This is a genomic window from uncultured Corynebacterium sp., assembly GCF_946998835.1.
Lineage (GTDB): Bacteria > Actinomycetota > Actinomycetes > Mycobacteriales > Mycobacteriaceae > Corynebacterium.
The window spans coordinates 140,269-161,257 of record NZ_CAMQAZ010000001.1 but is presented as its reverse complement, the minus strand read 5'-3'; the positions used below and the strand labels follow the sequence as shown (position 1 = coordinate 161,257).

Annotated in this window: 28 protein-coding genes; 25 read left to right on the top strand and 3 right to left on the bottom strand. The window is 58.8% G+C overall.

Annotation, left to right across the window (positions count from 1 at the left end; all coding sequences use genetic code 11):
• Positions 1 to 194: 194 nt before the first annotated feature.
• From fusA to Q0U90_RS00660, 15 genes are all read left to right on the top strand, one after another.
• Positions 195 to 2,327, top strand: coding sequence for an elongation factor G (gene fusA, locus Q0U90_RS00730; protein WP_297450127.1), 2,133 nt, complete (start codon positions 195 to 197; stop codon positions 2,325 to 2,327).
• A 496-nt stretch (positions 2,328 to 2,823) separates the two neighbouring features.
• Positions 2,824 to 4,014 carry an elongation factor Tu gene (tuf, locus tag Q0U90_RS00725; RefSeq protein ID WP_297450124.1) on the top strand — a complete coding sequence of 397 codons (1,191 nt, stop codon included), beginning with the start codon at positions 2,824 to 2,826 and terminating at the stop codon, positions 4,012 to 4,014.
• A gap of 703 nt (positions 4,015 to 4,717) precedes the next feature.
• Entirely contained in the window at positions 4,718 to 5,023 is a 306-nt protein-coding gene (gene rpsJ, locus Q0U90_RS00720; RefSeq protein ID WP_003938093.1) for a 30S ribosomal protein S10, read from the top strand.
• Positions 5,024 to 5,054: 31 nt separating this feature from the next.
• On the top strand, positions 5,055 to 5,711 hold the full coding sequence (gene rplC, locus Q0U90_RS00715; protein WP_297450122.1) for a 50S ribosomal protein L3: 657 nt from the start codon (positions 5,055 to 5,057) through the stop codon (positions 5,709 to 5,711).
• Positions 5,708 to 6,355 (top strand): 50S ribosomal protein L4, encoded by a 648-nt coding sequence (gene rplD / locus Q0U90_RS00710; protein WP_297450120.1) that lies wholly within the window; start codon positions 5,708 to 5,710, stop codon positions 6,353 to 6,355. Before rplC ends, rplD begins: the two co-directional genes overlap by 4 nt.
• Positions 6,355 to 6,660, top strand: a complete 306-nt coding sequence (rplW, locus tag Q0U90_RS00705) for a 50S ribosomal protein L23 (RefSeq protein ID WP_048760617.1) — start codon at positions 6,355 to 6,357, stop codon at positions 6,658 to 6,660. Before rplD ends, rplW begins: the two co-directional genes overlap by 1 nt.
• Before the next feature lie 37 nt (positions 6,661 to 6,697).
• Positions 6,698 to 7,540, top strand: a complete 843-nt coding sequence (gene rplB / locus Q0U90_RS00700; RefSeq protein WP_005509800.1) for a 50S ribosomal protein L2 — start codon at positions 6,698 to 6,700, stop codon at positions 7,538 to 7,540.
• Between the two features lie 14 nt (positions 7,541 to 7,554).
• Positions 7,555 to 7,833, top strand: coding sequence for a 30S ribosomal protein S19 (gene rpsS, locus Q0U90_RS00695; RefSeq protein ID WP_005509882.1), 279 nt, complete (start codon positions 7,555 to 7,557; stop codon positions 7,831 to 7,833).
• A 3-nt stretch (positions 7,834 to 7,836) separates the two neighbouring features.
• On the top strand, positions 7,837 to 8,199 hold the full coding sequence (gene rplV, locus Q0U90_RS00690) for a 50S ribosomal protein L22 (protein ID WP_297450115.1): 363 nt from the start codon (positions 7,837 to 7,839) through the stop codon (positions 8,197 to 8,199).
• Positions 8,199 to 8,939, top strand: coding sequence for a 30S ribosomal protein S3 (gene rpsC / locus Q0U90_RS00685; protein WP_016422058.1), 741 nt, complete (start codon positions 8,199 to 8,201; stop codon positions 8,937 to 8,939). Before rplV ends, rpsC begins: the two co-directional genes overlap by 1 nt.
• A gap of 3 nt (positions 8,940 to 8,942) precedes the next feature.
• Positions 8,943 to 9,359: a 50S ribosomal protein L16 gene (rplP, locus tag Q0U90_RS00680; RefSeq protein WP_297450112.1), complete on the top strand. Its 417-nt coding sequence runs from the start codon at positions 8,943 to 8,945 to the stop codon at positions 9,357 to 9,359.
• Entirely contained in the window at positions 9,359 to 9,595 is a 237-nt protein-coding gene (rpmC, locus tag Q0U90_RS00675; protein ID WP_005509851.1) for a 50S ribosomal protein L29, read from the top strand. Before rplP ends, rpmC begins: the two co-directional genes overlap by 1 nt.
• Complete coding sequence (rpsQ, locus tag Q0U90_RS00670; RefSeq protein WP_005509926.1) at positions 9,592 to 9,870, top strand: 30S ribosomal protein S17; 279 nt, start codon at positions 9,592 to 9,594, stop codon at positions 9,868 to 9,870. Before rpmC ends, rpsQ begins: the two co-directional genes overlap by 4 nt.
• A gap of 189 nt (positions 9,871 to 10,059) precedes the next feature.
• Complete coding sequence (gene mgtE / locus Q0U90_RS00665) at positions 10,060 to 11,409, top strand: magnesium transporter (protein ID WP_297450108.1); 1,350 nt, start codon at positions 10,060 to 10,062, stop codon at positions 11,407 to 11,409.
• A gap of 54 nt (positions 11,410 to 11,463) precedes the next feature.
• The gene (locus Q0U90_RS00660) at positions 11,464 to 12,123 is read left to right on the top strand and encodes a class I SAM-dependent methyltransferase (protein ID WP_297450106.1); all 660 of its coding nucleotides are present in this window, start codon (positions 11,464 to 11,466) and stop codon (positions 12,121 to 12,123) included.
• 6 nt (positions 12,124 to 12,129) lie between these two features.
• On the opposite strand, the gene Q0U90_RS00655 is transcribed toward Q0U90_RS00660, so the two are convergent.
• Positions 12,130 to 13,026, bottom strand: a complete 897-nt coding sequence (locus Q0U90_RS00655; RefSeq protein WP_297450103.1) for a carbohydrate kinase — start codon at positions 13,024 to 13,026, stop codon at positions 12,130 to 12,132.
• Between the two features lie 286 nt (positions 13,027 to 13,312).
• Between Q0U90_RS00655 and Q0U90_RS00650 the strand changes: the two genes are divergently transcribed.
• On the top strand, positions 13,313 to 14,095 hold the full coding sequence (locus Q0U90_RS00650; RefSeq protein WP_297450101.1) for a formate/nitrite transporter family protein: 783 nt from the start codon (positions 13,313 to 13,315) through the stop codon (positions 14,093 to 14,095).
• A gap of 44 nt (positions 14,096 to 14,139) precedes the next feature.
• Here the strand turns inward: Q0U90_RS00650 and Q0U90_RS00645 are convergent, their stop codons facing one another.
• Both Q0U90_RS00645 and Q0U90_RS00640 read right to left on the bottom strand, forming a co-directional pair.
• Positions 14,140 to 14,853, bottom strand: a complete 714-nt coding sequence (locus tag Q0U90_RS00645) for a VIT family protein (protein WP_297450100.1) — start codon at positions 14,851 to 14,853, stop codon at positions 14,140 to 14,142.
• A 129-nt stretch (positions 14,854 to 14,982) separates the two neighbouring features.
• The gene (locus Q0U90_RS00640) at positions 14,983 to 16,239 is read right to left on the bottom strand and encodes a multidrug effflux MFS transporter (protein WP_297450098.1); all 1,257 of its coding nucleotides are present in this window, start codon (positions 16,237 to 16,239) and stop codon (positions 14,983 to 14,985) included.
• Between the two features lie 279 nt (positions 16,240 to 16,518).
• On the opposite strand from Q0U90_RS00640, the gene rplN reads away from it, so the two are divergent.
• From rplN to rplO, 9 genes are all read left to right on the top strand, one after another.
• Complete coding sequence (gene rplN, locus Q0U90_RS00635; RefSeq protein ID WP_005510044.1) at positions 16,519 to 16,887, top strand: 50S ribosomal protein L14; 369 nt, start codon at positions 16,519 to 16,521, stop codon at positions 16,885 to 16,887.
• A complete protein-coding gene (gene rplX, locus Q0U90_RS00630; protein ID WP_005509963.1) occupies positions 16,888 to 17,202 on the top strand; it encodes a 50S ribosomal protein L24 in 315 nt (104 codons plus the stop codon). It begins immediately after the preceding gene.
• 2 nt (positions 17,203 to 17,204) lie between these two features.
• Entirely contained in the window at positions 17,205 to 17,759 is a 555-nt protein-coding gene (rplE, locus tag Q0U90_RS00625; protein WP_005509901.1) for a 50S ribosomal protein L5, read from the top strand.
• Positions 17,760 to 18,238: 479 nt separating this feature from the next.
• Positions 18,239 to 18,637 (top strand): 30S ribosomal protein S8, encoded by a 399-nt coding sequence (rpsH, locus tag Q0U90_RS00620; protein ID WP_005509822.1) that lies wholly within the window; start codon positions 18,239 to 18,241, stop codon positions 18,635 to 18,637.
• A 15-nt stretch (positions 18,638 to 18,652) separates the two neighbouring features.
• Positions 18,653 to 19,189: a 50S ribosomal protein L6 gene (rplF, locus tag Q0U90_RS00615; protein WP_297450093.1), complete on the top strand. Its 537-nt coding sequence runs from the start codon at positions 18,653 to 18,655 to the stop codon at positions 19,187 to 19,189.
• Positions 19,189 to 19,587: a 50S ribosomal protein L18 gene (gene rplR, locus Q0U90_RS00610; RefSeq protein WP_005510009.1), complete on the top strand. Its 399-nt coding sequence runs from the start codon at positions 19,189 to 19,191 to the stop codon at positions 19,585 to 19,587. The genes rplF and rplR overlap by 1 nt, the downstream gene beginning before the upstream one ends.
• A gap of 34 nt (positions 19,588 to 19,621) precedes the next feature.
• Positions 19,622 to 20,239, top strand: coding sequence for a 30S ribosomal protein S5 (gene rpsE, locus Q0U90_RS00605; protein ID WP_297450091.1), 618 nt, complete (start codon positions 19,622 to 19,624; stop codon positions 20,237 to 20,239).
• A gap of 5 nt (positions 20,240 to 20,244) precedes the next feature.
• Entirely contained in the window at positions 20,245 to 20,430 is a 186-nt protein-coding gene (gene rpmD, locus Q0U90_RS00600) for a 50S ribosomal protein L30 (RefSeq protein WP_297450089.1), read from the top strand.
• Positions 20,431 to 20,437: 7 nt separating this feature from the next.
• Positions 20,438 to 20,884, top strand: a complete 447-nt coding sequence (gene rplO / locus Q0U90_RS00595; protein ID WP_297450087.1) for a 50S ribosomal protein L15 — start codon at positions 20,438 to 20,440, stop codon at positions 20,882 to 20,884.
• The last annotated feature ends 105 nt before the right edge of the window (positions 20,885 to 20,989 follow it).

Sequence of the window (20,989 nt, the reverse complement as noted above, 5' to 3'; positions counted from 1 at the left end):
TAGGGCCAGCCCGACGCTTACACCCGATGTCTTGCGTAGAATTTGCGCAATAGGTGTACGTCACGGCGCGACTTCGCGCCAAGACGGTGGCATTATAGATAAAGCAAACCCGACCGACGGCGGATTTGACGGCCAATCGCAATCCCGTGATTGAGCCTCACCGCCAAACCGATTTGAAACGAGTGGGGAATCAAGTGGCTGAAGGTGCACTTCCCGTTAAGAAGGACCTCCACAAGGTCCGCAACATCGGCATCATGGCGCACATCGATGCTGGTAAGACGACTACGACTGAGCGCATCCTGTACTACACGGGTATCAACCGCAAGGTTGGCGAGACTCACGATGGTGGCGCTACCACCGACTGGATGGAGCAGGAGAAGGAGCGCGGTATTACCATTACCTCCGCTGCTGTGACCTGTTTCTGGAACGACAACCAGATCAACATCATCGATACCCCGGGTCACGTCGACTTCACCGTTGAGGTTGAGCGTTCCCTGCGTGTTCTCGACGGTGCCGTCGCAGTCTTCGACGGTAAGGAAGGTGTCGAGCCGCAGTCCGAGCAGGTTTGGCGTCAGGCTCAGAAGTACGACGTCCCGCGTATTTGCTTCGTCAACAAGATGGACAAGCTGGGCGCTGACTTCTACTACACCGTTGGCACCATCGTCGACCGCCTGGGTGCTAAGCCGCTGGTTATGCAGCTGCCGATTGGCGCTGAGGATGACTTCGACGGCGTTGTCGACCTGCTGGAGATGAAGGCCCTCATGTGGCCGGGCAAGGTCGAGATTGGCACCCCTGCTCAGGTCGAGGAGATTCCGGCAGACCTGGTCGACAAGGCTAACGAGTACCGCGAGAAGCTCATTGAGACCGTCGCTGAGTCCGACGAAGAGCTCATGGAGAAGTACTTCGGTGGCGAAGAGCTGACCATGGACGAGATCAAGGGCGCCATCCGCAAGATGGTTCTGAACTCCGAGGTCTACCCGGTCTACTGTGGTACCGCTTACAAGAACAAGGGTGTTGAGCCGCTGCTCGACGCTGTCATCGACTTCCTGCCGAACCCGCTGGACATCGGTGAGGTTCACGGCCACCAGATGGGTGACGAGGACGTCGATATGGTCCGTAAACCGTCTAAGGATGAGCCGTTCTCCGCTCTCGCATTCAAGATCGCTGCTCACCCGTTCTTCGGTAAGCTGACCTTCGTTCGCGTTTACTCCGGTCGCGTGGAACCGGGCCAGCAGGTCCTGAACTCCACCAAGGACAAGAAGGAGCGCGTCGGTAAGCTGTTCCAGATGCACGCCAACAAGGAGAACCCTGTTGACGAGGCAGTGGCAGGTAACATCTACGCCTTCATCGGTCTGAAGGACACCACCACCGGTGACACCCTGTGTGCACAGGATGCTCCGATTGTCCTGGAGTCCATGTCCTTCCCGGATCCGGTTATCTCGGTCGCTATTGAGCCGAAGTCCAAGGCTGACCAGGAGAAGCTGGGCACCGCTATTCAGCGCCTGGCTGAAGAGGACCCGACCTTCACCGTCCACTTGGACGAAGAGACCGGCCAGACCGTCATCGGCGGTATGGGCGAGCTCCACCTGGATGTCCTGGTTGACCGCATGAAGCGCGAGTTCAAGGTTGAGGCAAACATCGGTAACCCGCAGGTTGCTTACCGCGAGACCATCCGCAAGCCGGTCGAGAAGTTCGAGTACACCCACAAGAAGCAGACCGGTGGTTCGGGTCAGTTCGCCCGCGTCATCATTGCTCTGGAGCCGTACGCTCCGTCTGCTGACGAGGTTGAAGAGGGCGAGTCCACCGCTTACAAGTTCGTCAACGAGGTCACCGGTGGCCGCGTTCCGAAGGAATACATCCCGTCTGTCGACGCTGGTATCCAGGACGCAATGCAGTACGGTACCCTCGCTGGCTACCCGCTGGTGAACATCCAGGCAACCCTGCTCGACGGCGCTTACCACGAGGTTGACTCCTCTGAGATGGCCTTCAAGATCGCTGGTCAGCAGGCACTGAAGGAAGCTGTCCAGAAGGCAAAGCCGGTGTTGCTCGAGCCGATGATGGCCGTTGAGGTTATTACTCCGGAAGAGTACATGGGCGAGGTCATCGGTGACATCAACTCCCGCCGTGGCCAGGTCAACTCCATGGAAGACCGCACCGGCGTCAAGGCTGTTAAGGCCCTGGTTCCGCTGTCGGAGATGTTCGGTTACGTCGGTGACCTGCGTTCCAAGACTCAGGGTCGCGCCAACTACACCATGATCTTTGACTCCTACGCTGAGGTCCCGTCCTCCGTGGCTGAGGAGATCATCGCAGCCCGTACCGGCGCTTAATAGCGCCTTTAGGGTGGGGTCGCGCGCTGAGCCGTGACTCTACCTGGTGCTGCTAACGTCGCCTGTTATAGACAACGGCGACGCGCAGAGCTGTGTAACAGCAGATTCCCCTGAACCTGGACTGTGCTTTCGCAACGCCTGATGGATTGGTTGTGTTAGCACAGCCGAGCTCTTGGGGGTAACTGCTCGCAATTCATATCGTTAAGTTGATTTAGTTTCTCGTTCGCGCCCGCAGTATTTACGCAGGTAGATGACGATGTGAGTTGCTGGCCGTTACCCACCCTTAACTAGGGGGCTGGTCTGGTTTGGAAAAGTCCAGTATCCTGCCCTAGTATCGAGTAACTGGCACAGTGAAAGAATAGTGCTCATTTGCGCGCGCATTGCGTTTCCTTTAGCTGACAGCTTGAAGGTGTCGCAGCCTGCGAAGGCGGATTGAGCGACCACAAAATTGTGGCTGCGAGAGTCGTGGCCACCTAGACCTCCAGGAGGACTAAAAGTGGCAAAGGCGAAGTTCGAGCGTACGAAGCCGCACGTCAACATCGGTACCATTGGTCACGTTGACCACGGTAAGACCACCACTACCGCCGCTATCACCAAGGTTCTGGCTGACAAGTACCCGGAACTGAACGAGTCGTTCGCTTACGATGCCATCGATAAGGCACCGGAAGAGAAGGAACGTGGCATTACCATCAACGTTTCCCACGTTGAGTACCAGACGGAGAAGCGCCACTACGCTCACGTCGATGCCCCGGGCCACGCCGACTACATCAAGAACATGATTACCGGTGCTGCTCAGATGGACGGCGCAATCCTGGTTGTCGCTGCTACTGACGGCCCGATGCCGCAGACCCGCGAGCACGTTCTGCTGGCTCGCCAGGTTGGCGTTCCGTACATCCTCGTTGCACTGAACAAGTGCGACATGGTCGACGACGAAGAGATCATTGAGCTCGTCGAGATGGAGGTCCGCGAGCTTCTGGCTGAGCAGGACTACGACGAGGAAGCTCCGATTGTCCACATCTCCGCTCTGAAGGCTCTTGAGGGCGAAGAGAAGTGGGTCAACTCCATCCTCGAGCTGATGGATGCCTGCGACGAGAACATCCCGGATCCGGTTCGCGAGACCGACAAGCCGTTCCTGATGCCGATTGAGGACATCTTCACCATTACCGGTCGCGGCACTGTTGCTACCGGTCGTGTTGAGCGCGGCGTTCTGAACGTTAACGACGAGGTCGAGATTCTGGGTATCAAGGAGAAGTCCCAGAAGACCACCGTTACCGGTATCGAGATGTTCCGCAAGCTGCTGGATTCCGCTGAGGCTGGCGACAACTGTGGTCTGCTGCTCCGCGGTATCAAGCGCGAGGACATCGAGCGCGGTCAGATTGTTGCTAAGCCGGGCGCTTACACCCCGCACACCGAGTTCGAGGGCTCCGTCTACATCCTGTCCAAGGATGAGGGCGGCCGTCACACCCCGTTCTTCGACAACTACCGTCCGCAGTTCTACTTCCGCACCACCGACGTCACCGGCGTCGTTTCCCTGCCGGAGGGCACCGAGATGGTTATGCCGGGCGACAACGTTGACATGGCTGTCAAGCTGATCCAGCCGGTCGCAATGGACGAGGGCCTGCGTTTCGCTATCCGCGAGGGTGGCCGCACCGTCGGCGCTGGCCGCGTCACCAAGATCGTTAAGTAAGGTCTTTTCCCTACGGGAAGTGCCTTAACTAGGTCCTAGAAAAATCCCGACTCCGCGTAAGCGGTAGTCGGGATTTTTCGTCTTTGTGGGGCTCTCGCGGTCGACATTGAACAATAGGTGTGGTCGCCTCTTAGTCGGGGTAGGGCTCGGCGCGACGGCCGTCGTTAAGCGGGCGGTGAAGTAATGAGTGTGATGTGTGTTTCACTTTGGGACGTGATTTTACAATCATGGGTGGGACGTGCTTTAATACGGGGGTTGCTTTAACAAAGACGTTTACGCCAGTTGTTGTACCAGGCCCAGCTGGGAACCAGTACGAAATTGGATGTCGCGTCGATGGTAAGGCGAGCATGACCACGAAGGGAAGTGAATTTCCCACACGTGCCTCACGGAAAAACTGGGCGACACGCCCGACCGCGGGGGTCGGAGGTGGCATGGCAAATTAACAGCGGCAGTAGGAAAAATGAAGAGCCCCACGCGGGGGACTTGTTTTCCACTGGGATTTGAGTGCGCAGGCGTTTGTTGTCCGCTCGAGTTATGGCCAATGTTGATTTGCCATGACGATCGAAGACGAAATCGCTTTGAAGTAATGCACAACCCAGAGTTTTGGTTTCTGGCGCTGGCCATAGTTGCTGACGGCGTCGAGAAACATTGACAGGGTCGACGCCCCTTTGATTGGGGCGCGCCGACCGAGGAGAGGACAAGCGTGGCCGGACAGAAGATCCGCATCAGGCTCAAGGCCTACGACCACGAGGCTATCGACGCTTCTGCGCGAAAGATCGTGGAGACCGTTACCCGCACGGGTGCACGCGTCGTTGGCCCGGTGCCGTTGCCAACCGAAAAGAACGTTTACTGCGTTATCCGTTCGCCGCACAAGTACAAGGACTCGCGCGAGCACTTCGAGATGCGCACTCACAAGCGTCTGATCGACATTCTCGATCCAACGCCGAAGACTGTCGATGCACTTATGCGCATTGACCTTCCGGCAAGTGTCGATGTGAACATTCAGTGATCCTGGACTTTTGGTAGCGGAGACAAGATAAATGAGTGAAAACGAGATCAAGGGCATCCTGGGCACGAAGCTCGGTATGACTCAGATCTTCGACGAGGAGAACCGCGTTGTTCCGGTTACCGTCGTTGAGGCTGGGCCGTGCGTAGTGACTCAGGTGCGCACTAAGGAAACCGACGGCTACGACGCCGTCCAGATTGCATACGGCGAAATTGACCCGCGCAAGGTCAACAAGCCGGAGGCCGGCCACTTCAAGAAGGCCGGCGTGACCCCGCGTCGTCACAGCGTTGAGATTCGCACCCCGGACGCTTCCTCTTACGAGGTTGGCCAGACCGTTGGTGTCGACATCTTCGGCGAGATCGAGTACGTCGACGTCACTGGCACCACCAAGGGCCACGGCTTCGCCGGTGGTATGAAGCGCCACGGCTTCGCTGGCCAGGGTGCTGCTCACGGTAACCAGGCTGCTCACCGTCGCGTTGGTGGCATTGGTGCCTGCGCCACGCCAGGCCGCGTCTTCAAGGGCAAGCGCATGGCAGGCCGCATGGGCAATGACCGGGTCACAACCCAGAACCTGAAGGTCCAGAAGGTTGACGCTGACGCGAACCTGCTGCTCATCAAGGGCGCAGTTCCGGGTGCACGCGGCGGCCTGCTGGTAGTTAAGACTGCCACGAAGGGTGGTGCTCACGCATGACCAACCTCAAGCTAGACGTACACACCGCTGAAGGCGGCGTGAACGGTTCGGTTGAGCTTCCCGCTTCCGTCTTCGACGCGGAGGTGTCCATCGCCCTGATGCACCAGGTTGTTGTCGCACAACGTGCAGCAGCTCGCCAGGGCACCCACAAGGTCAAGACCCGCGGCGAGGTCCGCGGCGGTGGCCGTAAGCCGTGGCGTCAGAAGGGCACCGGTCGCGCTCGCCAGGGTTCGATCCGTGCTCCGCATTGGACCGGCGGTGGCATCGTCCACGGTCCGGTGCCGCGCGACTACAGCCAGCGCACTCCGAAGAAGATGATTGCAGCTGCTCTGCGCGGCGCACTGTCTGATCGTGCTCGCCACGACCGTATCCACGTTGTCGAGGAACTGGTCCCAGGCCAGACCCCGTCCACCAAGGCAGCTCGCACTTTCGTCGAGCGCCTGACCGAGCGCCGCAACGTTCTCGTTGTTCTGCCGCGCGAGGACATCAACTCGTGGAAGTCGGTTCGTAACCTGCCAGGTGTCCACATCCTGTCCCAGGACCAGCTGAACACCTACGACGTTCTGAAGGCCGATGACGTCATCTTCGCCGTCCAGGCACTGAATGACTTCATCGCTCGCACCGCCGGTAAGGAGGAGAAGTAATGGCTACCATCGCAGATCCCCGCGACATCATCGTTGCACCGGTAGTGTCTGAGAAGTCCTACGGACTCATGGAGCAGGGCGTGTACACGTTCCTGGTCCACACCGACGCTAACAAGACCCAGATCAAGATCGCGGTCCAGGAGATTTTCGGTGTCAAGGTCGCTTCCGTGAACACCCTCAATCGCGAGGGCAAGCGCAAGCGTTCCCGCACCGGCTACGGCAAGCGCAAGGACACCAAGCGCGCCTACGTGACTCTCGCGGCCGGCAGCGATCCCATCGACATCTTCGGCGGTTCGGCAGCTTAGCCGCTAGCCGACGAGGAAGTTAAGGAAGAGCAAAAGTATGGCTATTCGTAAGTACAAGCCGACTACGCCGGGTCGCCGCCAGAGCTCCGTCTCCGAGTTCAGCGAGGTTACTCGCTCGACTCCTGAGAAGTCTCTGCTGCGCCCGCTGTCGAAGACTGGTGGCCGTAACGTTCACGGTCACATCACCACTCGCCACAAGGGTGGCGGACACAAGCGCCAGTACCGCGTCATCGACTTCCGTCGCAATGACAAGGACGGCATTCCGGCAAAGGTCGCTCACATCGAGTACGACCCGAACCGTACCGCCAACATCGCACTGCTGCACTACGCAGACGGTGAGAAGCGCTACATCATCGCCCCGAAGAACCTGAAGCAGGGTGCCATCGTTGAGTCCGGCGCAAACGCCGACATCAAGGTTGGTAACAACCTGCCGCTGCGCAACATCCCGACCGGTTCCACCATTCACTGCGTGGAGCTGAAGCCGGGTGCAGGTGCACAGCTGGCACGTTCCGCTGGTGCTTCTATTCAGCTTCTGGGTAAGGAAGGTAAGTACGCAGTCCTGCGTATGCCGTCTTCTGAAATCCGTCGCGTCGACGCACGTTGCCGCGCAACCGTCGGTGAGGTCGGTAACCAGGATCAGATCAACATCCGTTGGGGCAAGGCCGGCCGTATGCGCTGGAAGGGCTGGCGCCCGACTGTCCGCGGTGTTGTCATGAACCCGGTCGACCACCCGCACGGTGGTGGTGAGGGTAAGACCTCCGGTGGTCGCCACCCGGTTTCCCCGTGGGGCCAGAAGGAAGGCCGCACCCGTAAGCCGAACCGCCCGAGCGACCAGCTGATCGTTCGCCGCCGTCGTACCAACAAGAATAAGAAGCGCTAAGGAGGGAACTGAGAATGCCACGCAGCCTTAAGAAGGGCCCGTTCGTCGATGAGCACCTCCTCGCGAAGGTCGATGCACAGAACGAGAAGGGCACCAAGCAGGTCATCAAGACCTGGTCCCGCCGCTCCACGATTCTCCCCGATTTCATCGGCCACACCTTCGCCGTTCACGACGGTCGCAAGCACGTGCCGGTGTTCGTGGATGACTCTATGGTCGGCCACAAGTTGGGCGAATTCGCCCCGACCAAGACCTTCAAGGGTCACGTCAAGGATGACAAGAAGGGACGTCGATAAGCCATGAGCAACGACATTACTTCTGCACGCGCAACCGCGCGCTTCGTCCGCGTTACTCCGATGAAGGCACGCCGCGTCCTGGACACCGTCCGCGGTAAGTCCGTTGACGAGGCACTGAACATCCTGGAGTTCGCTCCGCAGGGTGCTGCCGACCCGATTGCCAAGGTTGTTGCGTCTGCAGCCGCAAACGCTGAGAACAACTTCGGCCTGGACCGTCGTACCCTGGTCATCTCCGAGGCTTACGCCAACGAGGGACCGACCATGAAGCGCTTCCGCCCGCGTGCGCAGGGCCGTGCTTTCCACGTCCGCAAGCGCACCAGCCACATCACCGTGGTCGTCGAGAGCCAGAAGGAAGGTGACCGATAGTGGGACAGAAGATCCATCCACACGGTCTTCGCCTCGGTATTTCCAGCGACTGGAAGTCCCGCTGGTACGCCGACAAGCAGTACGCTGACTACCTGGCCGAGGACATCAAGATCCGCGATCTGCTGTCCACCGGTCTTGAGCGCGCCGGCATTTCCGATGTCGTCATCGAGCGCACCCGTGACCGCGTGCGTGTGGACATCCACACCGCTCGCCCGGGCATCGTCATCGGTCGTCGTGGCTCCGAGGCTGACCGCATCCGCGGCCAACTGGAGAAGCTCACCGGCAAGCAGGTTCAGCTGAACATCCTCGAGGTCAAGAACATTGACGCGGATGCCAAGCTGGTCGCTCAGTCCATCGCTGAGCAGCTCGCCAACCGTGTCGCTTTCCGTCGTGCAATGCGCAAGGCCATTCAGTCTGCAATGCGCCAGCCGCACGTCAAGGGCATCAAGGTTGTCTGCTCCGGTCGTCTCGGCGGTGCCGAGATGGGCCGCACCGAGCGCTACCACGAGGGTCGCGTTCCGCTGCACACCCTGCGTGCGGAGATCGACTACGGCACCCACGAGGCTCACACCACCTTCGGTCGTATTGGCGTCAAGGTGTGGATCTACAAGGGTGACGTGATCGGTGGCCGTCGCGAGTCCGAGATCAACGCCGGCAACGACCGCCAGCGTCGCGGCAACGACCGCCCGCGTCGCGGTGGCAAGCGTCGTCAGCGTGCATCTGAGAAGAAGGAGGGCTAATTCATGCTCATCCCGAAGCGCGTTAAGTTCCGTCGCCAGCACCGCCCGACCCGTTCTGGTATGTCCAAGGGTGGCAACAAGGTGACTTTCGGTGACTACGGTCTCCAGGCTCTCGAGCCGGCCTACATCACCAACCGTCAGATTGAGGCAGCGCGTATTGCCATCAACCGCCACGTCAAGCGTGGTGGTAAGGTCTGGATCCAGATTTTCCCGGACCGTCCGCTGACCCAGAAGCCACTGGGTGTTCGTATGGGTTCCGGTAAGGGCCCGGTCGAGAAGTGGATTGCAAACGTCAAGCCGGGTCGCATCATGTTCGAGATGTCCTACCCGGATGAGGCAGTTGCTATCGAGGCTCTGAAGCGCGCAGGCGCTAAGCTGCCGATTAAGACCCGAATCGTTCGGAAGGAGGATCAGTACTGATGTCGAACGGCATTCCCGCCCACGAGCTTCGCTCGCTGGATAACGATGACCTGGTTGCCAAGCTCAAGGAGTCTAAGGAGGAGCTGTTCAACCTCCGTTTCCAGAGCGCTACCGGTCAGCTGACCAACAACCGCCGTCTCCGCACTGTCCGCAAGGATATTGCTCGCATTTACACCGTTATGCGTGAGCGCGAGCTCGGCCTGTCTGCTGCACCAACCGATGGTGATGCAGCATGAGTGAGGAAAACATGAACACCACCGAGGCTGGCGCACGCAAGGTGCGCACCGGTTACGTCGTGTCCGACAAGATGCAGAAGACCATCGTTGTCGAGCTCGAGGACCGCAAGCAGCACGCCCTGTACGGCAAGATCATGCGCACGAACTCCAAGGTCAAGGCGCACGACGAGAACGAAGAGGCTGGCGTGGGCGACCGCGTCCGCATCGAAGAGTGCCGTCCGCTCTCCAAGGACAAGCACTACCGCCTGATCGAGATTGTCGAGAAGGCTAAGTAAGACCCGTCGGCTGAATATTCAGCTAGGGCTTTACGACGAGAACCCCGCTCACGGGAAACACGAAAGTGTTTTCTGTGGCGGGGTTTCGTATTTCCCTGCGGCCTGAGCGACACTTGGTCCTCCGGGTTGAAGGGTCTGCATCTCTGATAGCATTGCTGAGGATTTGTGCTGTGTGAGGGGAGAAAATCGGTGACTGCTAACGTGACCAGGATTGATGATAAAGATCTCGAGTCCGCACTTCGCTCACATGACGTGGCGACGCTATCGCGGCTTTTGGCTGATATTGAGCCCAAGGCCGCCGCCCGAAAAATGCGTCGCCTCAGCCACGAAGATCGCGCGCTGTTCTACCGCACACTGCCGAAAGATACGGCGGTGGAAACCTTCGATGAGCTGGACTCGGCGCTGCAGGCTCACCTGATTGAGAGTCTCCGAGATCCTGAAGTCACCGCTGTTTTCGCAGAGATGGAACCGGACGACCGGGCGGAGCTGCTCGACGAACTGCCGGCTTCGGTTGCGTCTAAGCTCTTGGCCGACCTGCCAGATGATGAGCGCGAGCTGACCAATATTGTCCTTGGTTACCCGGACGGTTCCATCGGGCGTCGCATGAGCCCGGAGCTGGTGTCGATTCACGACGATATGACGGTGGGTGAGGCCCTGGAGACCGTCTACAAACACCTAGATGATGCAGAATCTATCTACACGCTGCCGGTGTCGAACCGGAATCGCCGATTGGTGGGCGTGGTAAGTCTTCGTGATTTGATGCGAGTAAGCCGTGAAATCCATGTTTCGGCAATTGTGCGCAAAGCGGACTACGCAGAGGCTACCGAAAATGAAGAGAAGGTAGCCCGCATGTGCGCTGATCGTAAGCGCCTTGCTCTGCCGATTGTCGATAGCGAACAGCGTGTTATTGGTCTGCTCACTGTGGACGACGCCCTGCGAATCTTGGAAGAGGCAGACTCTGAGGACCAAGCACGTATTTCTGGTTCTGAGCCACTGCGCTTGCCCTACCTCGCTACCCCAATCTTCGAGATTGTTCGCTCCCGCGTGGTGTGGCTGCTTGTGCTTGCTATCGGTGCGACATTGACCGTGCAAGTCCTGGAGACTTTCGAAGAGACGCTGTCTCAGATGGTCGTTCTCTCGGTGTTCGTGCCACTGCTGATTGGTACAGGTGGCAATACAGGTAACCAAGCTGCAACGACGATTACCCGCGCATTGGCGTTAGGGGATGTCCAACCTCGCGACATATTCAAGGTCATTCTCCGAGAGGTCAGAGTCGGCGCGTTCCTCGGCCTGCTGCTGGGTACTCTCGGCCTACTGCTCGCGGGGTTGGTTTACGGCTGGGACATCGGCCTGGTTATTGGCCTAACACTGCTGGGTATCTGTACTCTCGCTGCCACTGTCGGTGGCATTATGCCGCTAATCGGTAAGAAGTTCGGCATTGACCCGGCGGTCTTCGCCAACCCATTCATTACCACGCTTGTCGACGCCTCCGGCCTGATTATCTACTTCATGATCGCTAAGTCGGTGCTGGGGATTTAGCCCGCTGTCTGGCTCGACGGAGCCGTTGTATACACAGCCTCCAACTACGCCATAATGGTGGCCATGAGCAATGGCACCCACAATCACCGCACCTGGAGAGAAATTATCGTCGCCGATCCGCAGCATTCCCGTCGCTACGCCAACCGTTGGCGGGGATTCGTGCGCGAGGGCCGTGATATTGACGGCGAGGCGCGGCTGGTGGATGCGATGGCACCGCGGCACGCTCGGATTCTGGATGCCGGTTGCGGGCAGGGGCGCGTCGGCGGCTATCTGGCGAAGGCTGGGCACCAGGTCGTTGGTGTCGACGTCGACCCCTACCTCATTGACGAGGCGAAGCGACAGTTCCCGGATGCGACGTGGTTGGTAGGGGACTTGGCGCAATTGTCGCACGTGCTTGACGACGGCCTGGAGAACTCTCCCCACGGTGACACAGTAGCTGCCTTCGATGTCATCATCTGCCCTGGCAATGTGTTGACTTTCATCGCGCCAGAGGATCGCATGACAGTGTTGCAGGGCTTCGCGGAGGTGCTGAGCCCGGAGGGCGGTCGTGCCATTGTCGGCTTCGGTGCCGGCCGCGGTTGGGACTTCGCGGATTTTGAAACCACCGCACAGCAGGCCGGCCTTACCGTGGTTCAGCGTTACTCCACGTGGGATCTTCGCGACTTCGACGATGAGTCTCAGTTCCTGGTCGCAGTGCTGGAGCGGACTAAGTAGCCCGGACTAGGAATCCTTGGCCAGCAGTTCTTCGACCTCGGTTTTCGTCGGCGGCTGCGCTCCCTTTCGGGACACCGTGATGGCGGCCGCGGCGGCCGCGTAGTGCAAAATCTCGCGCCACTGATCTGCTGACACATTAGTCAGGTCAGCAACTGTTAGGTCGCGCTCGTCAATCTGTGCCAACAGTGCGCCCATGATTGTGTCCCCGGCACCGATGGTGTCAATGACATCCGCATTGACGGCTGGGACATCGACGCGGTTGCCGTCGGCAAGCAAAGTAAGCCCCTCGCCGCGTCGCGTGACGACGGCGACTGGAACTTTAGCCAGCGCCTCTTCGCCAAGGAACTCGACTTCCTCATCCGAGAGTTTCAACAAGCTGACGTAGGGGAGCAGCCCCGTAAGGAAGCTACGGTGCGCATCCGTTGCGTACATGGGGCGAATGTTCGGGTCCAAAGCGACCAAGGTGCCGTTGGCCGCGAACTGCTTGAGCAATTCCGCGTATCGGCTAGCACCCGGTTCCAGCGCCAGCGACAGCGTGCCAAAACATGCGATATTCGCATCGATGAGCTTCGGCTCCACAAGCGGGGTGGCCGTCCCTGAAGTGTAAAAGGTGTACGTGGCGGAGCGATCTTCGTGGATCGTGGTCACCGCCAAAATGGTTGGCTCTGGGCCGCGCTGGACGTACGCGGTGTCGACCCCTTCGTTTTCCAAGTGCTTGACCAGCTCATCTCCGAATCCATCCGTGGACAGGCGGGACTGGAAGATAACATCCGCACCAAGGCGAGAGGCCGTAACCGCCACGTTGTAGGGGCCACCGCCGAGCGCCGGCACGTGGTTATTGAGGCTGCCAGGAGATACCGGAACGAGGTCAACCAAACCTTCGCCGCAAACACAAATAGGCATGGCTTCAATAATATCGAGGAGTATGAACTATCGGCCGAATTACCACCTGTCACTGCAGCAGGGCCGACTGAACGACCCGAATGGCCCTGCTGGAAACGCTGGGTTCAGTTGTCTTCCTGAGTAAAGCCGACTCTCTTCGACGGTGAATCGCCGTTCTGGGTTGCAGCGCCTAAGTGGGGGTAGGGCGCTGTGACCGTCGTAAAGCAGTTGCGCTTCCGCGCCGGGCAGTCGTTATTCTTTTATGCAAATAACTGCAATTGACGGCACGCGGGGAAAGGCTTCAGCAGTGACACTATGCGAAACGCTGGATACGGCTGGCGACAAAAAACAGGAACTGCTGACGCAGGACTACGGACGATTTGCCGTGCGAGCAATCCTGGCGGGTATGTACCTGACGCTGGGGACGGCATTTGCGGCGGTCGCCGGACAAGTGGCCGAGGGGGTTGCGCCGGGGACCGGAGGACTGGTCTTTGCGTGCCTGTTCGGGCTTGGGCTGTTCGCCATCGTGGTGCTCGGGGCGGAGCTGGCAACCGGCAGCATGATGTTTGTGTCCTGGTCCGCCGCGCGCGGGCGCATGCCGTGGGGAGTGGCTCTTCGGATGGTGGCCGTCGCCACGTTCTACAACTTCATCGGTGCCGCGATTGTGGCGTTGGTTCTCAGCCAGAGTGCCAAACTCGGCGGGATTGATGACACACACCTTATTTCCACCTTGACCGAGGGGAAGCTGGCCAAGCCGTTCTTTGGCGCCTTCGTAGAGGCGATGGGAGCGAACTTCGTGGTCAACATGGCGGTTGTGGGGGCGATGAAGGCCAAGGAGATTATCTCGAAGTTCGTTGTGATTTTGCCCATCATCGCAGTGTTTGTCGGGCTCGGACTTGAGCACGTGATTGCGAACTTCTCGCTGTTTTCCCTGGCGTTTTTCGCCGATCCGCATCCTGCCGGCTTCGATGGCCTGCACATCACTGGCAACTGGGCAGCCGTATGGCTGGGCAACTTTGTAGGCGGTGGCCTGGGAATCGGCGCGGTCTACGCCTGGTTGAACCAGACGAAGACCAGCTATGTTGATTAGCTTTTGAGTTTCGTCGGAGCTTTTCCCCAGGCCTTTCCGGCGGTCTATCCGACAGCCTGGCCGAAGAGCAGACCGACGAAGTAGGACACAATCAAGCCGAGCGCGCCACCGAGGACCAGGCGCAGCGCAGCCTTACCCGAGTGCGTGGAGCTGAGCGTGGCGCTGATATAGCCGGTCAGGGCCAGAGTCACGATGGTGACAACGGTGACTGCAATTGCGCCAGAAGTGGGGCCGGTGAACACTAGTGCCGCAATCATCGGCAGGATGGCGCCGAGCAGGAACGACAGTGCCGAAGATCCGGCTGCTGCCCATGGGTTGGTCAGTTCCTCGCCATCAATGCCCAACTCCAGTTTGAGGTGAGCTGCCAGAGGATCACTCTGCGCGATGCCGTGGGCAGCGTCTTCGGCAATATGTTCCGGGATGCCGTAGCCGGAGAGAATCCCCACTAGCTCCTTGTGTTCCTCATCCGGGAAGTCCTTGAGCTCTGCCTGTTCTTTGGCAATGAGCGCGCGTTCAGTATCGCGCTGGGTTGAAACTGAGACGTACTCACCCAACGCCATCGAGATTGCACCAGCGATAACAGCCGCAGCACCGGCAGTCAGAATGGCCTCGCGGGAGGATCCAGCTGCAATCACGCTGAGTAAGATTAGGGCGGTGGAGACGATACCGTCATTGGCCCCGAGGACACCGGCACGAAGCCAGTTGAGCTTCGAGGTCTCAGAGGATTTATGCGGTTCATGGGGATGTGCGTGTGTCATGACAGGACCTTTCTCCATGCCAGCGCCACGTCCGCGGGTGGTACAAGGCATCACTATCGATTTAATGCCGTTTAGAGCACATTTTCAACCACTGAAGTGGAACGGGAAGTGCTCTCGCGTGCGCAGCTTTTACGCCAGTCGGTGCGGTCGACTGCGGAGGCTGTCGCGCGTCAATGTCAACACCGCAATCAGCGCAATCAATGCGCAGATTAACATCGAAATAGCCATCGATAGGGGCAGGTTGGAGCCAAGCCCCACCAAGGGAGCAACCGTGGCGGCGGCGAGGAATTGTGCAAACCCCATGAGGCCGGAACCTGAGCCGATCCCGATATCGCGGACCTCCTCAATTCCGAGTGCCGTTGCATTGGCGAAAATCAGCGGCATCATCGGCACGGTAATAAACAGCAACAGCCAGGTAGTAAAGAAGGTAATCCCGACGATGGCATTAATGATTAGGCCTATCGACGTCACGAGCATGACCGTAAGACCAATTAAGATGCTCTTGTGGGGATGAAACCGGTTAATCATCTTGCCGTTAAGGATTGACACAAATGTCAACATGGCCGCATTGGATGCAAACACTAGAGAGAACTGAGTGGGGGTTAGTCCCAGTAGTTCTTGGAAAATAAAGGGTGACGCAGCGATATAGGAGAACATCACCGCGAAGCCGCCAGCGAAAGCCAACATGTAGCCGACAAATACGGGTCGTCGCAGCAGGCGCCCGATATTGGGCAGGAGATTGCGGAGTGCACCAGTCGAGCGTTTCTCCGGAGGCAGGGTTTCCGGAACCATAAGAACCACAATCGCGACCATTGCGACGTTGATGGCCGCGAGAAACCAGAAGACGCTCCGCCACCCGAAGGCGGGACCGAGAACGCCGCCTACAAGGGGAGCGACTGCCGGGGCGATGGAGGAAATGCCCATGAGGGTAGAGAAAGCCTTCGCAGATGCCTTGCCGGTCAGGAGGTCTGGGACTACAGAACGAGCCAGGACAATAGTGGAGCCGCCAGCTAATCCCTGGAATAGGCGCATCGCGATGAGAGTGCCAATATTCGGTGCTACTGCGCAGAGGATTGACGAGCCCAAGAACACCAACGTCGCAATGAGAAGCAGCTTCTTGCGGCCCAAGCTATCGGAGAGCGCACCAATGAGGAGCTGCCCAGTAGCCATGCCAACCATGAAAGTTGTCAGCGTGAGCTGAACCATTGACTCGGTTGTGGAGAACTCGCTGGCAATGTCAACGAAGGATGCCAGGTATGTATCGGCGCCGAACGGGCCGGCGGCAGACAAAAGGGCTAAGCCGGCTAGAAGCGATAGAGGCAGCGTCTGAACTGGCGGTGTCTGAGCCGACGGTGTCTGAGAGCTCTCGGAATGTTGATTTGTCACTGTTTTAGTATAGGTTCGCTGCGGAAGACATAAAGCATGCTAAAGACTTGAAACAGGGGATTTTGTTGTCCCGCATGAACGTGCCATAATACACAGGTTGCGCGAAGTGACTGCGCGCTATCTCGATGACGTATGTGAATAGATAGTGTGAGGTCAAAGCGGCAAGGAAGTTGCCTCTAGCGGGTGCTTTCGTCGTAAAGCGTAAACACAAGACATAAAGACCGCGTGCGTTTAGGACGGAAATCTGACGCACAATGCAACCAGGTCAGGAGAAACGCAGTGATTCAGCAGGAATCCCGTCTGCGCGTTGCCGACAACACTGGTGCACGTGAAATCCAGTGCATCCGCGTTCTCGGCGGCTCGACCCGACGCTTCGCTGGCATTGGCGACACCATCGTCGCAACTGTCAAGGAAGCTGCTCCGGGCGGCAACGTCAAGGCAGGCGAAATCGTTAAGGCAGTTATCGTTCGCACGAAGAAGGAGACCCGTCGTCCGGACGGTTCCTACATCTCGTTCGACGAGAATGCAGCTGTCATCATCAAGGCCGACGGTGAGCCAAAGGGCACCCGTATTTTCGGCCCGGTCGCGCGTGAGCTGCGTGACAAGAAGTTCATGAAGATTGTCTCGCTCGCACCGGAGGTGATTTAAGTGAAGATCCGTAAGGGCGATACCGTGCTGGTTATCTCCGGTCCGGACAAGGGTGCTCAGGGCAAGGTCATCGAGGCCTACCCGAAGCGCGACAAGGTCCTGGTCGAGGGCGTTAACCGTATCAAGAAGCACGTTGCAAACTCCGCTGCGGAGCGCGGCGCATCCTCGGGTGGCATTGTCACTCAGGAAGCTCCGATTCACGTGTCGAACGTCATGCTGGTCGACGAAGATGGTACCCCGACTCGCGTCGGCTACCGCTTCGATGAGGACGGCAAGAAGGTTCGCATCTCCCGCCGTACCGGGAAGGACATCTAAGCATGAGCGAAAATTACACCCCTCGTCTGAAGGCCCGTTACCGCGATGAAATTCGTGGCAAGATGCAGGAAGAGTTCTCCTACGAGAACGTCATGCAGATTCCGGGCGTCACCAAGGTCGTCGTCAACATGGGCGTCGGCGCTGCTGCTCAGGACAAGAAGCAGATTAACGGTGCCATCAACGACCTGACTCTGATCACCGGTCAGAAGCCGGAGACCCGCCGTGCCCGCAAGTCGATCGCTAACTTCAAGCTTCGTGAAGGCGACGCCATCGGCGCCCGCGTCACCCTGCGTGGCGACCGCATGTGGGAGTTCCTGGACCGCCTGCTGACCGTGGCTCTGCCACGAATCCGCGACTTCCGCGGCCTGTCTGATCAGCAGTTCGATGGTCACGGTAACTACACCTTCGGCCTGTCCGAGCAGACCATGTTCTACGAGATCGACGTTGACAAGATTGACCGCCCGCGCGGTATGGACATCACCGTCGTGACCACCGCTACCAACAACGAGGAAGGCCGCGCACTGCTGCGCGAGCTGGGCTTCCCGTTCAAGAAGTAGAGGTAAACCGCTCGGCCACTTGAGAAAGAGCGGCTACGGTTTTTGCAAAGCTCCGTTTCACAGCGAGAAAATGCTGTGGGACGGAGTTTTTGTGTTTTGTAAGCCGGGGTGAGAGCTTTATGGTGGGGTCTCAATGGTGAGGCTTCCCGTCTGGTGTGGATGCTTCCGTTAGGCGACTTGGTGTTTTACATGGGTGTTTGGTAGTATCGCTTGGTCTGCGCTCCAAGGGAGTGCAGGTGTCAATGTAAGAACTTTGCTGTAGGCCCCTCGCCTCGCATCGTCTCTGGTGTCACCTGGGTGGCGAGCTGATTCGGCTACTGAACCGAGTTGGCGAACAGTAGCCCTTAAATCGCCGGAATCACGATATTGACATTGGCCCCAATCAAAGCTTTTGCTACGTAGCGCTTGCTGTTGCGTGGGTTTTGGGGTTGTCACGAGGTGGGAAGGAACCGCAGCGAGAAAGGATACGGTCACTAACCATGACCATGACTGACCCAATCGCCGACATGCTGTCGCGCGTGCGCAACGCTAACAACGCGTACCACGACTCTGTCTCGATGCCGTCGTCCAAGCTGAAGGCTAATATCGCCGAGATTCTCAAGTCTGAGGGTTACATCGCGGACTACGCTGTCGAGGATGCCAAGGTTGGCAAGACCCTGACCCTGAATCTGAAGTACGGCCCGTCCCGCGAGCGTTCGATCGCTGGCGTGCGCCGCGTCTCTAAGCCGGGTCTGCGTGTCTACGCAAAGTCCACTAATCTGCCGAAGGTCCTCGGTGGCCTGGGCGTGGCTATCATCTCCACGTCTCAGGGCCTGCTGACTGACCGTCAGGCTTACGAGAAGAAGGTTGGCGGGGAAGTCCTCGCTTACGTCTGGTAAAGGGGGAACTACACAATGTCTCGTATTGGTAAGAACCCTGTCGTTGTCCCGGCAAACGTAACTGCCCAGGTCAATGGCCAGGACGTTTCCGTCAAGGGCCCGAAGGGCGAGCTGTCCGTCTCCATCCCGGCTCCGATCACCGTCGAGCTGAAGGATAATGAGATCGTTGTCAACCGTCCGGATGACAACCGCAAGAGCCGCTCCCTGCACGGCCTGTCCCGTTCGCTGATTAACAACATGGTTGTCGGTGTTACTGAGGGCTACACCATCAAGATGGAAATCTTCGGTGTCGGTTACCGTGTCGCCAAGAAGGGCAAGGACCTCGAGTTCTCCCTGGGCTACTCGCACCCAGTCCTGATCGAAGCACCGGAAGGTATCACCTTCGATGTCGACGGCACCACCAAGCTGTCGATCACAGGTATTGATAAGCAGCAGGTCGGACAGCTCGCAGCCAACATCCGTCGTCTGCGTAAGGATGATCCTTACAAGGGCAAGGGTATTCGTTACGATGGCGAGCAGATCCGTCGCAAGATCGGAAAGACGGGTAAGTAATGAGCAACACCAACGAAAAGCGCCTCCCGGTAGGCAAGGACATCTCGACTCGTCGTCGTGTCGCCCGCGCCCGCCGTCACGCACGCTTGCGCAAGAACGTCCGCGGCACCTCCGAGGCACCGCGCCTCGTCGTGCACCGCTCTTCCCGCCACATCACCGCTCAGGTTATCGACGACTCCATCGGTCGCACCCTGGCTGCTGCATCCACCCTGGATGCAGACCTCCGTGGCTTCGAGGGCGACAAGAAGGCCAAGAGCGCCAAGGTCGGCGAGTTGATTGCTGCTCGCGCTAAGGATGCTGGCATCGAGAAGGTCGTTTTCGACCGCGGTGGCTACCAGTACCACGGCCGCGTTGCTGCTCTGGCCGAGGCTGCCCGTGAAGGTGGTCTGAAGTTCTAATGCGCACTTACAAGTCCAACGGAAGGAATGCGTGATGTCGGAACGCGATAAGCGCGAAGGCGGACGTAACTCCGCTGACAACAAGAACAACAACCGTCGTGGTGGCCGCGGTAATGACCGTCGCCAGCAGGACGAGCGTTCGCAGTACCTCGAGCGCGTAGTTACCATTAACCGAGTTTCCAAGGTCGTCAAGGGTGGTCGTCGCTTCAGCTTCACCGCTCTGGTCATCGTCGGTGACGGCGAGGGCATGGTCGGCGTCGGCTACGGCAAGGCCAAGGAAGTACCGGCAGCTATCCAGAAGGGTGCTGAAGAGGCTCGTAAGAACTTCTTCCGCGTCCCGATGATCGCTGGTACCATCACCCACCCGGTTCAGGGTGAGACCGCTGCTGGCATCGTCCTGCTGCGCCCGGCTGCTCCGGGTACCGGTCTGATTGCCGGCGGCGCTGTCCGTCCGGTTCTCGAGTGCGCCGGTGTTCAGGATGTTCTGTCCAAGTCGCTGGGTACCAACAACTCCATCAACGTTGTTCACGCAACCGTTGATGCTCTCAAGCAGCTGGTTCGCCCTGAAGAGGTTGCCGCACGTCGTGGCAAGTCCGTCGAAGAGGTCACCCCGGCACGTATGCTGCGCGCACGCGCAGGTCAGGGAGCGTGATTTCCATGGCACTGAAGATTACCCAGGTCCGTGGTACCGCTGGTACCAAGCAGAACCAGAAGGATTCGCTGCGCACCCTCGGTCTGAAGCGCATCAACGATTCCGTCACTCGCCCGGATACTCCGGCTGTGCGCGGTCTCGTGAACGTTGTGCGTCACCTGGTCGAGGTTGAAGAAGTAGCGGGGGAGTAGGTAAACCATGAGCGAACCAATTAAGCTCCACGACTTGGCCCCGGCTCCGGGCGCCAAGAAGAACAAGACTCGCGTCGGCCGTGGTGAGGCTTCCAAGGGTAAGACCGCTGGTCGCGGCACCAAGGGCACCAAGGCCCGCAAGCAGGTTTCGGCAGCATTCGAGGGTGGCCAGATGCCACTTCACATGCGTCTGCCGAAGTTGAAGGGCTTCAAGAACCCGGCGAAGGTCACCTTCCAGGTGGTCAACGTTTCGGATTTGGAGCGTCTGTTCCCGAACGGCGGCGACGTCACCATCGCCGACCTGGTTGCAAAGGGCGCTGTCCGCGCTAACCAGCCGGTGAAGGTCCTCGGCGACGGCGACATCAACGTCTCCGTCAACGTCACCGCAACCAAGTTCTCGGGCTCCGCAAAGTCCAAGATCGAGGCTGCAGGCGGCTCCGTCACTGAGGCCTAAAGCTTCTACGCTTTAACTGAAGAGCTCCTAACCCGATGTGGTTAGGAGCTTTTTGTATTCCAGAACAGGGCAGGTGGCGGTGGGGCAGGGGAGCGTTGGAGGTAG

Coding starts and splice junctions, on each gene's coding strand:
- rplC (WP_297450122.1), top strand. CDS start 5,055: ATGAGTGAAAACGAGATCAAGGGCATCCTGGGCACGAAGCTCGGTATG.
- rplD (WP_297450120.1), top strand. CDS start 5,708: ATGACCAACCTCAAGCTAGACGTACACACCGCTGAAGGCGGCGTGAAC.
- rplW (WP_048760617.1), top strand. CDS start 6,355: ATGGCTACCATCGCAGATCCCCGCGACATCATCGTTGCACCGGTAGTG.
- rplB (WP_005509800.1), top strand. CDS start 6,698: ATGGCTATTCGTAAGTACAAGCCGACTACGCCGGGTCGCCGCCAGAGC.
- rpsS (WP_005509882.1), top strand. CDS start 7,555: ATGCCACGCAGCCTTAAGAAGGGCCCGTTCGTCGATGAGCACCTCCTC.
- rplV (WP_297450115.1), top strand. CDS start 7,837: ATGAGCAACGACATTACTTCTGCACGCGCAACCGCGCGCTTCGTCCGC.
- rplP (WP_297450112.1), top strand. CDS start 8,943: ATGCTCATCCCGAAGCGCGTTAAGTTCCGTCGCCAGCACCGCCCGACC.
- rpmC (WP_005509851.1), top strand. CDS start 9,359: ATGTCGAACGGCATTCCCGCCCACGAGCTTCGCTCGCTGGATAACGAT.
- rpsQ (WP_005509926.1), top strand. CDS start 9,592: ATGAGTGAGGAAAACATGAACACCACCGAGGCTGGCGCACGCAAGGTG.
- Q0U90_RS00660 (WP_297450106.1), top strand. CDS start 11,464: ATGGTGGCCATGAGCAATGGCACCCACAATCACCGCACCTGGAGAGAA.
- Q0U90_RS00655 (WP_297450103.1), bottom strand. CDS start 13,026: ATGCCTATTTGTGTTTGCGGCGAAGGTTTGGTTGACCTCGTTCCGGTA.
- Q0U90_RS00645 (WP_297450100.1), bottom strand. CDS start 14,853: ATGACACACGCACATCCCCATGAACCGCATAAATCCTCTGAGACCTCG.
- rplE (WP_005509901.1), top strand. CDS start 17,205: ATGAGCGAAAATTACACCCCTCGTCTGAAGGCCCGTTACCGCGATGAA.
- rpsH (WP_005509822.1), top strand. CDS start 18,239: ATGACCATGACTGACCCAATCGCCGACATGCTGTCGCGCGTGCGCAAC.
- rplF (WP_297450093.1), top strand. CDS start 18,653: ATGTCTCGTATTGGTAAGAACCCTGTCGTTGTCCCGGCAAACGTAACT.
- rplR (WP_005510009.1), top strand. CDS start 19,189: ATGAGCAACACCAACGAAAAGCGCCTCCCGGTAGGCAAGGACATCTCG.
- rpsE (WP_297450091.1), top strand. CDS start 19,622: ATGTCGGAACGCGATAAGCGCGAAGGCGGACGTAACTCCGCTGACAAC.
- rpmD (WP_297450089.1), top strand. CDS start 20,245: ATGGCACTGAAGATTACCCAGGTCCGTGGTACCGCTGGTACCAAGCAG.
- rplO (WP_297450087.1), top strand. CDS start 20,438: ATGAGCGAACCAATTAAGCTCCACGACTTGGCCCCGGCTCCGGGCGCC.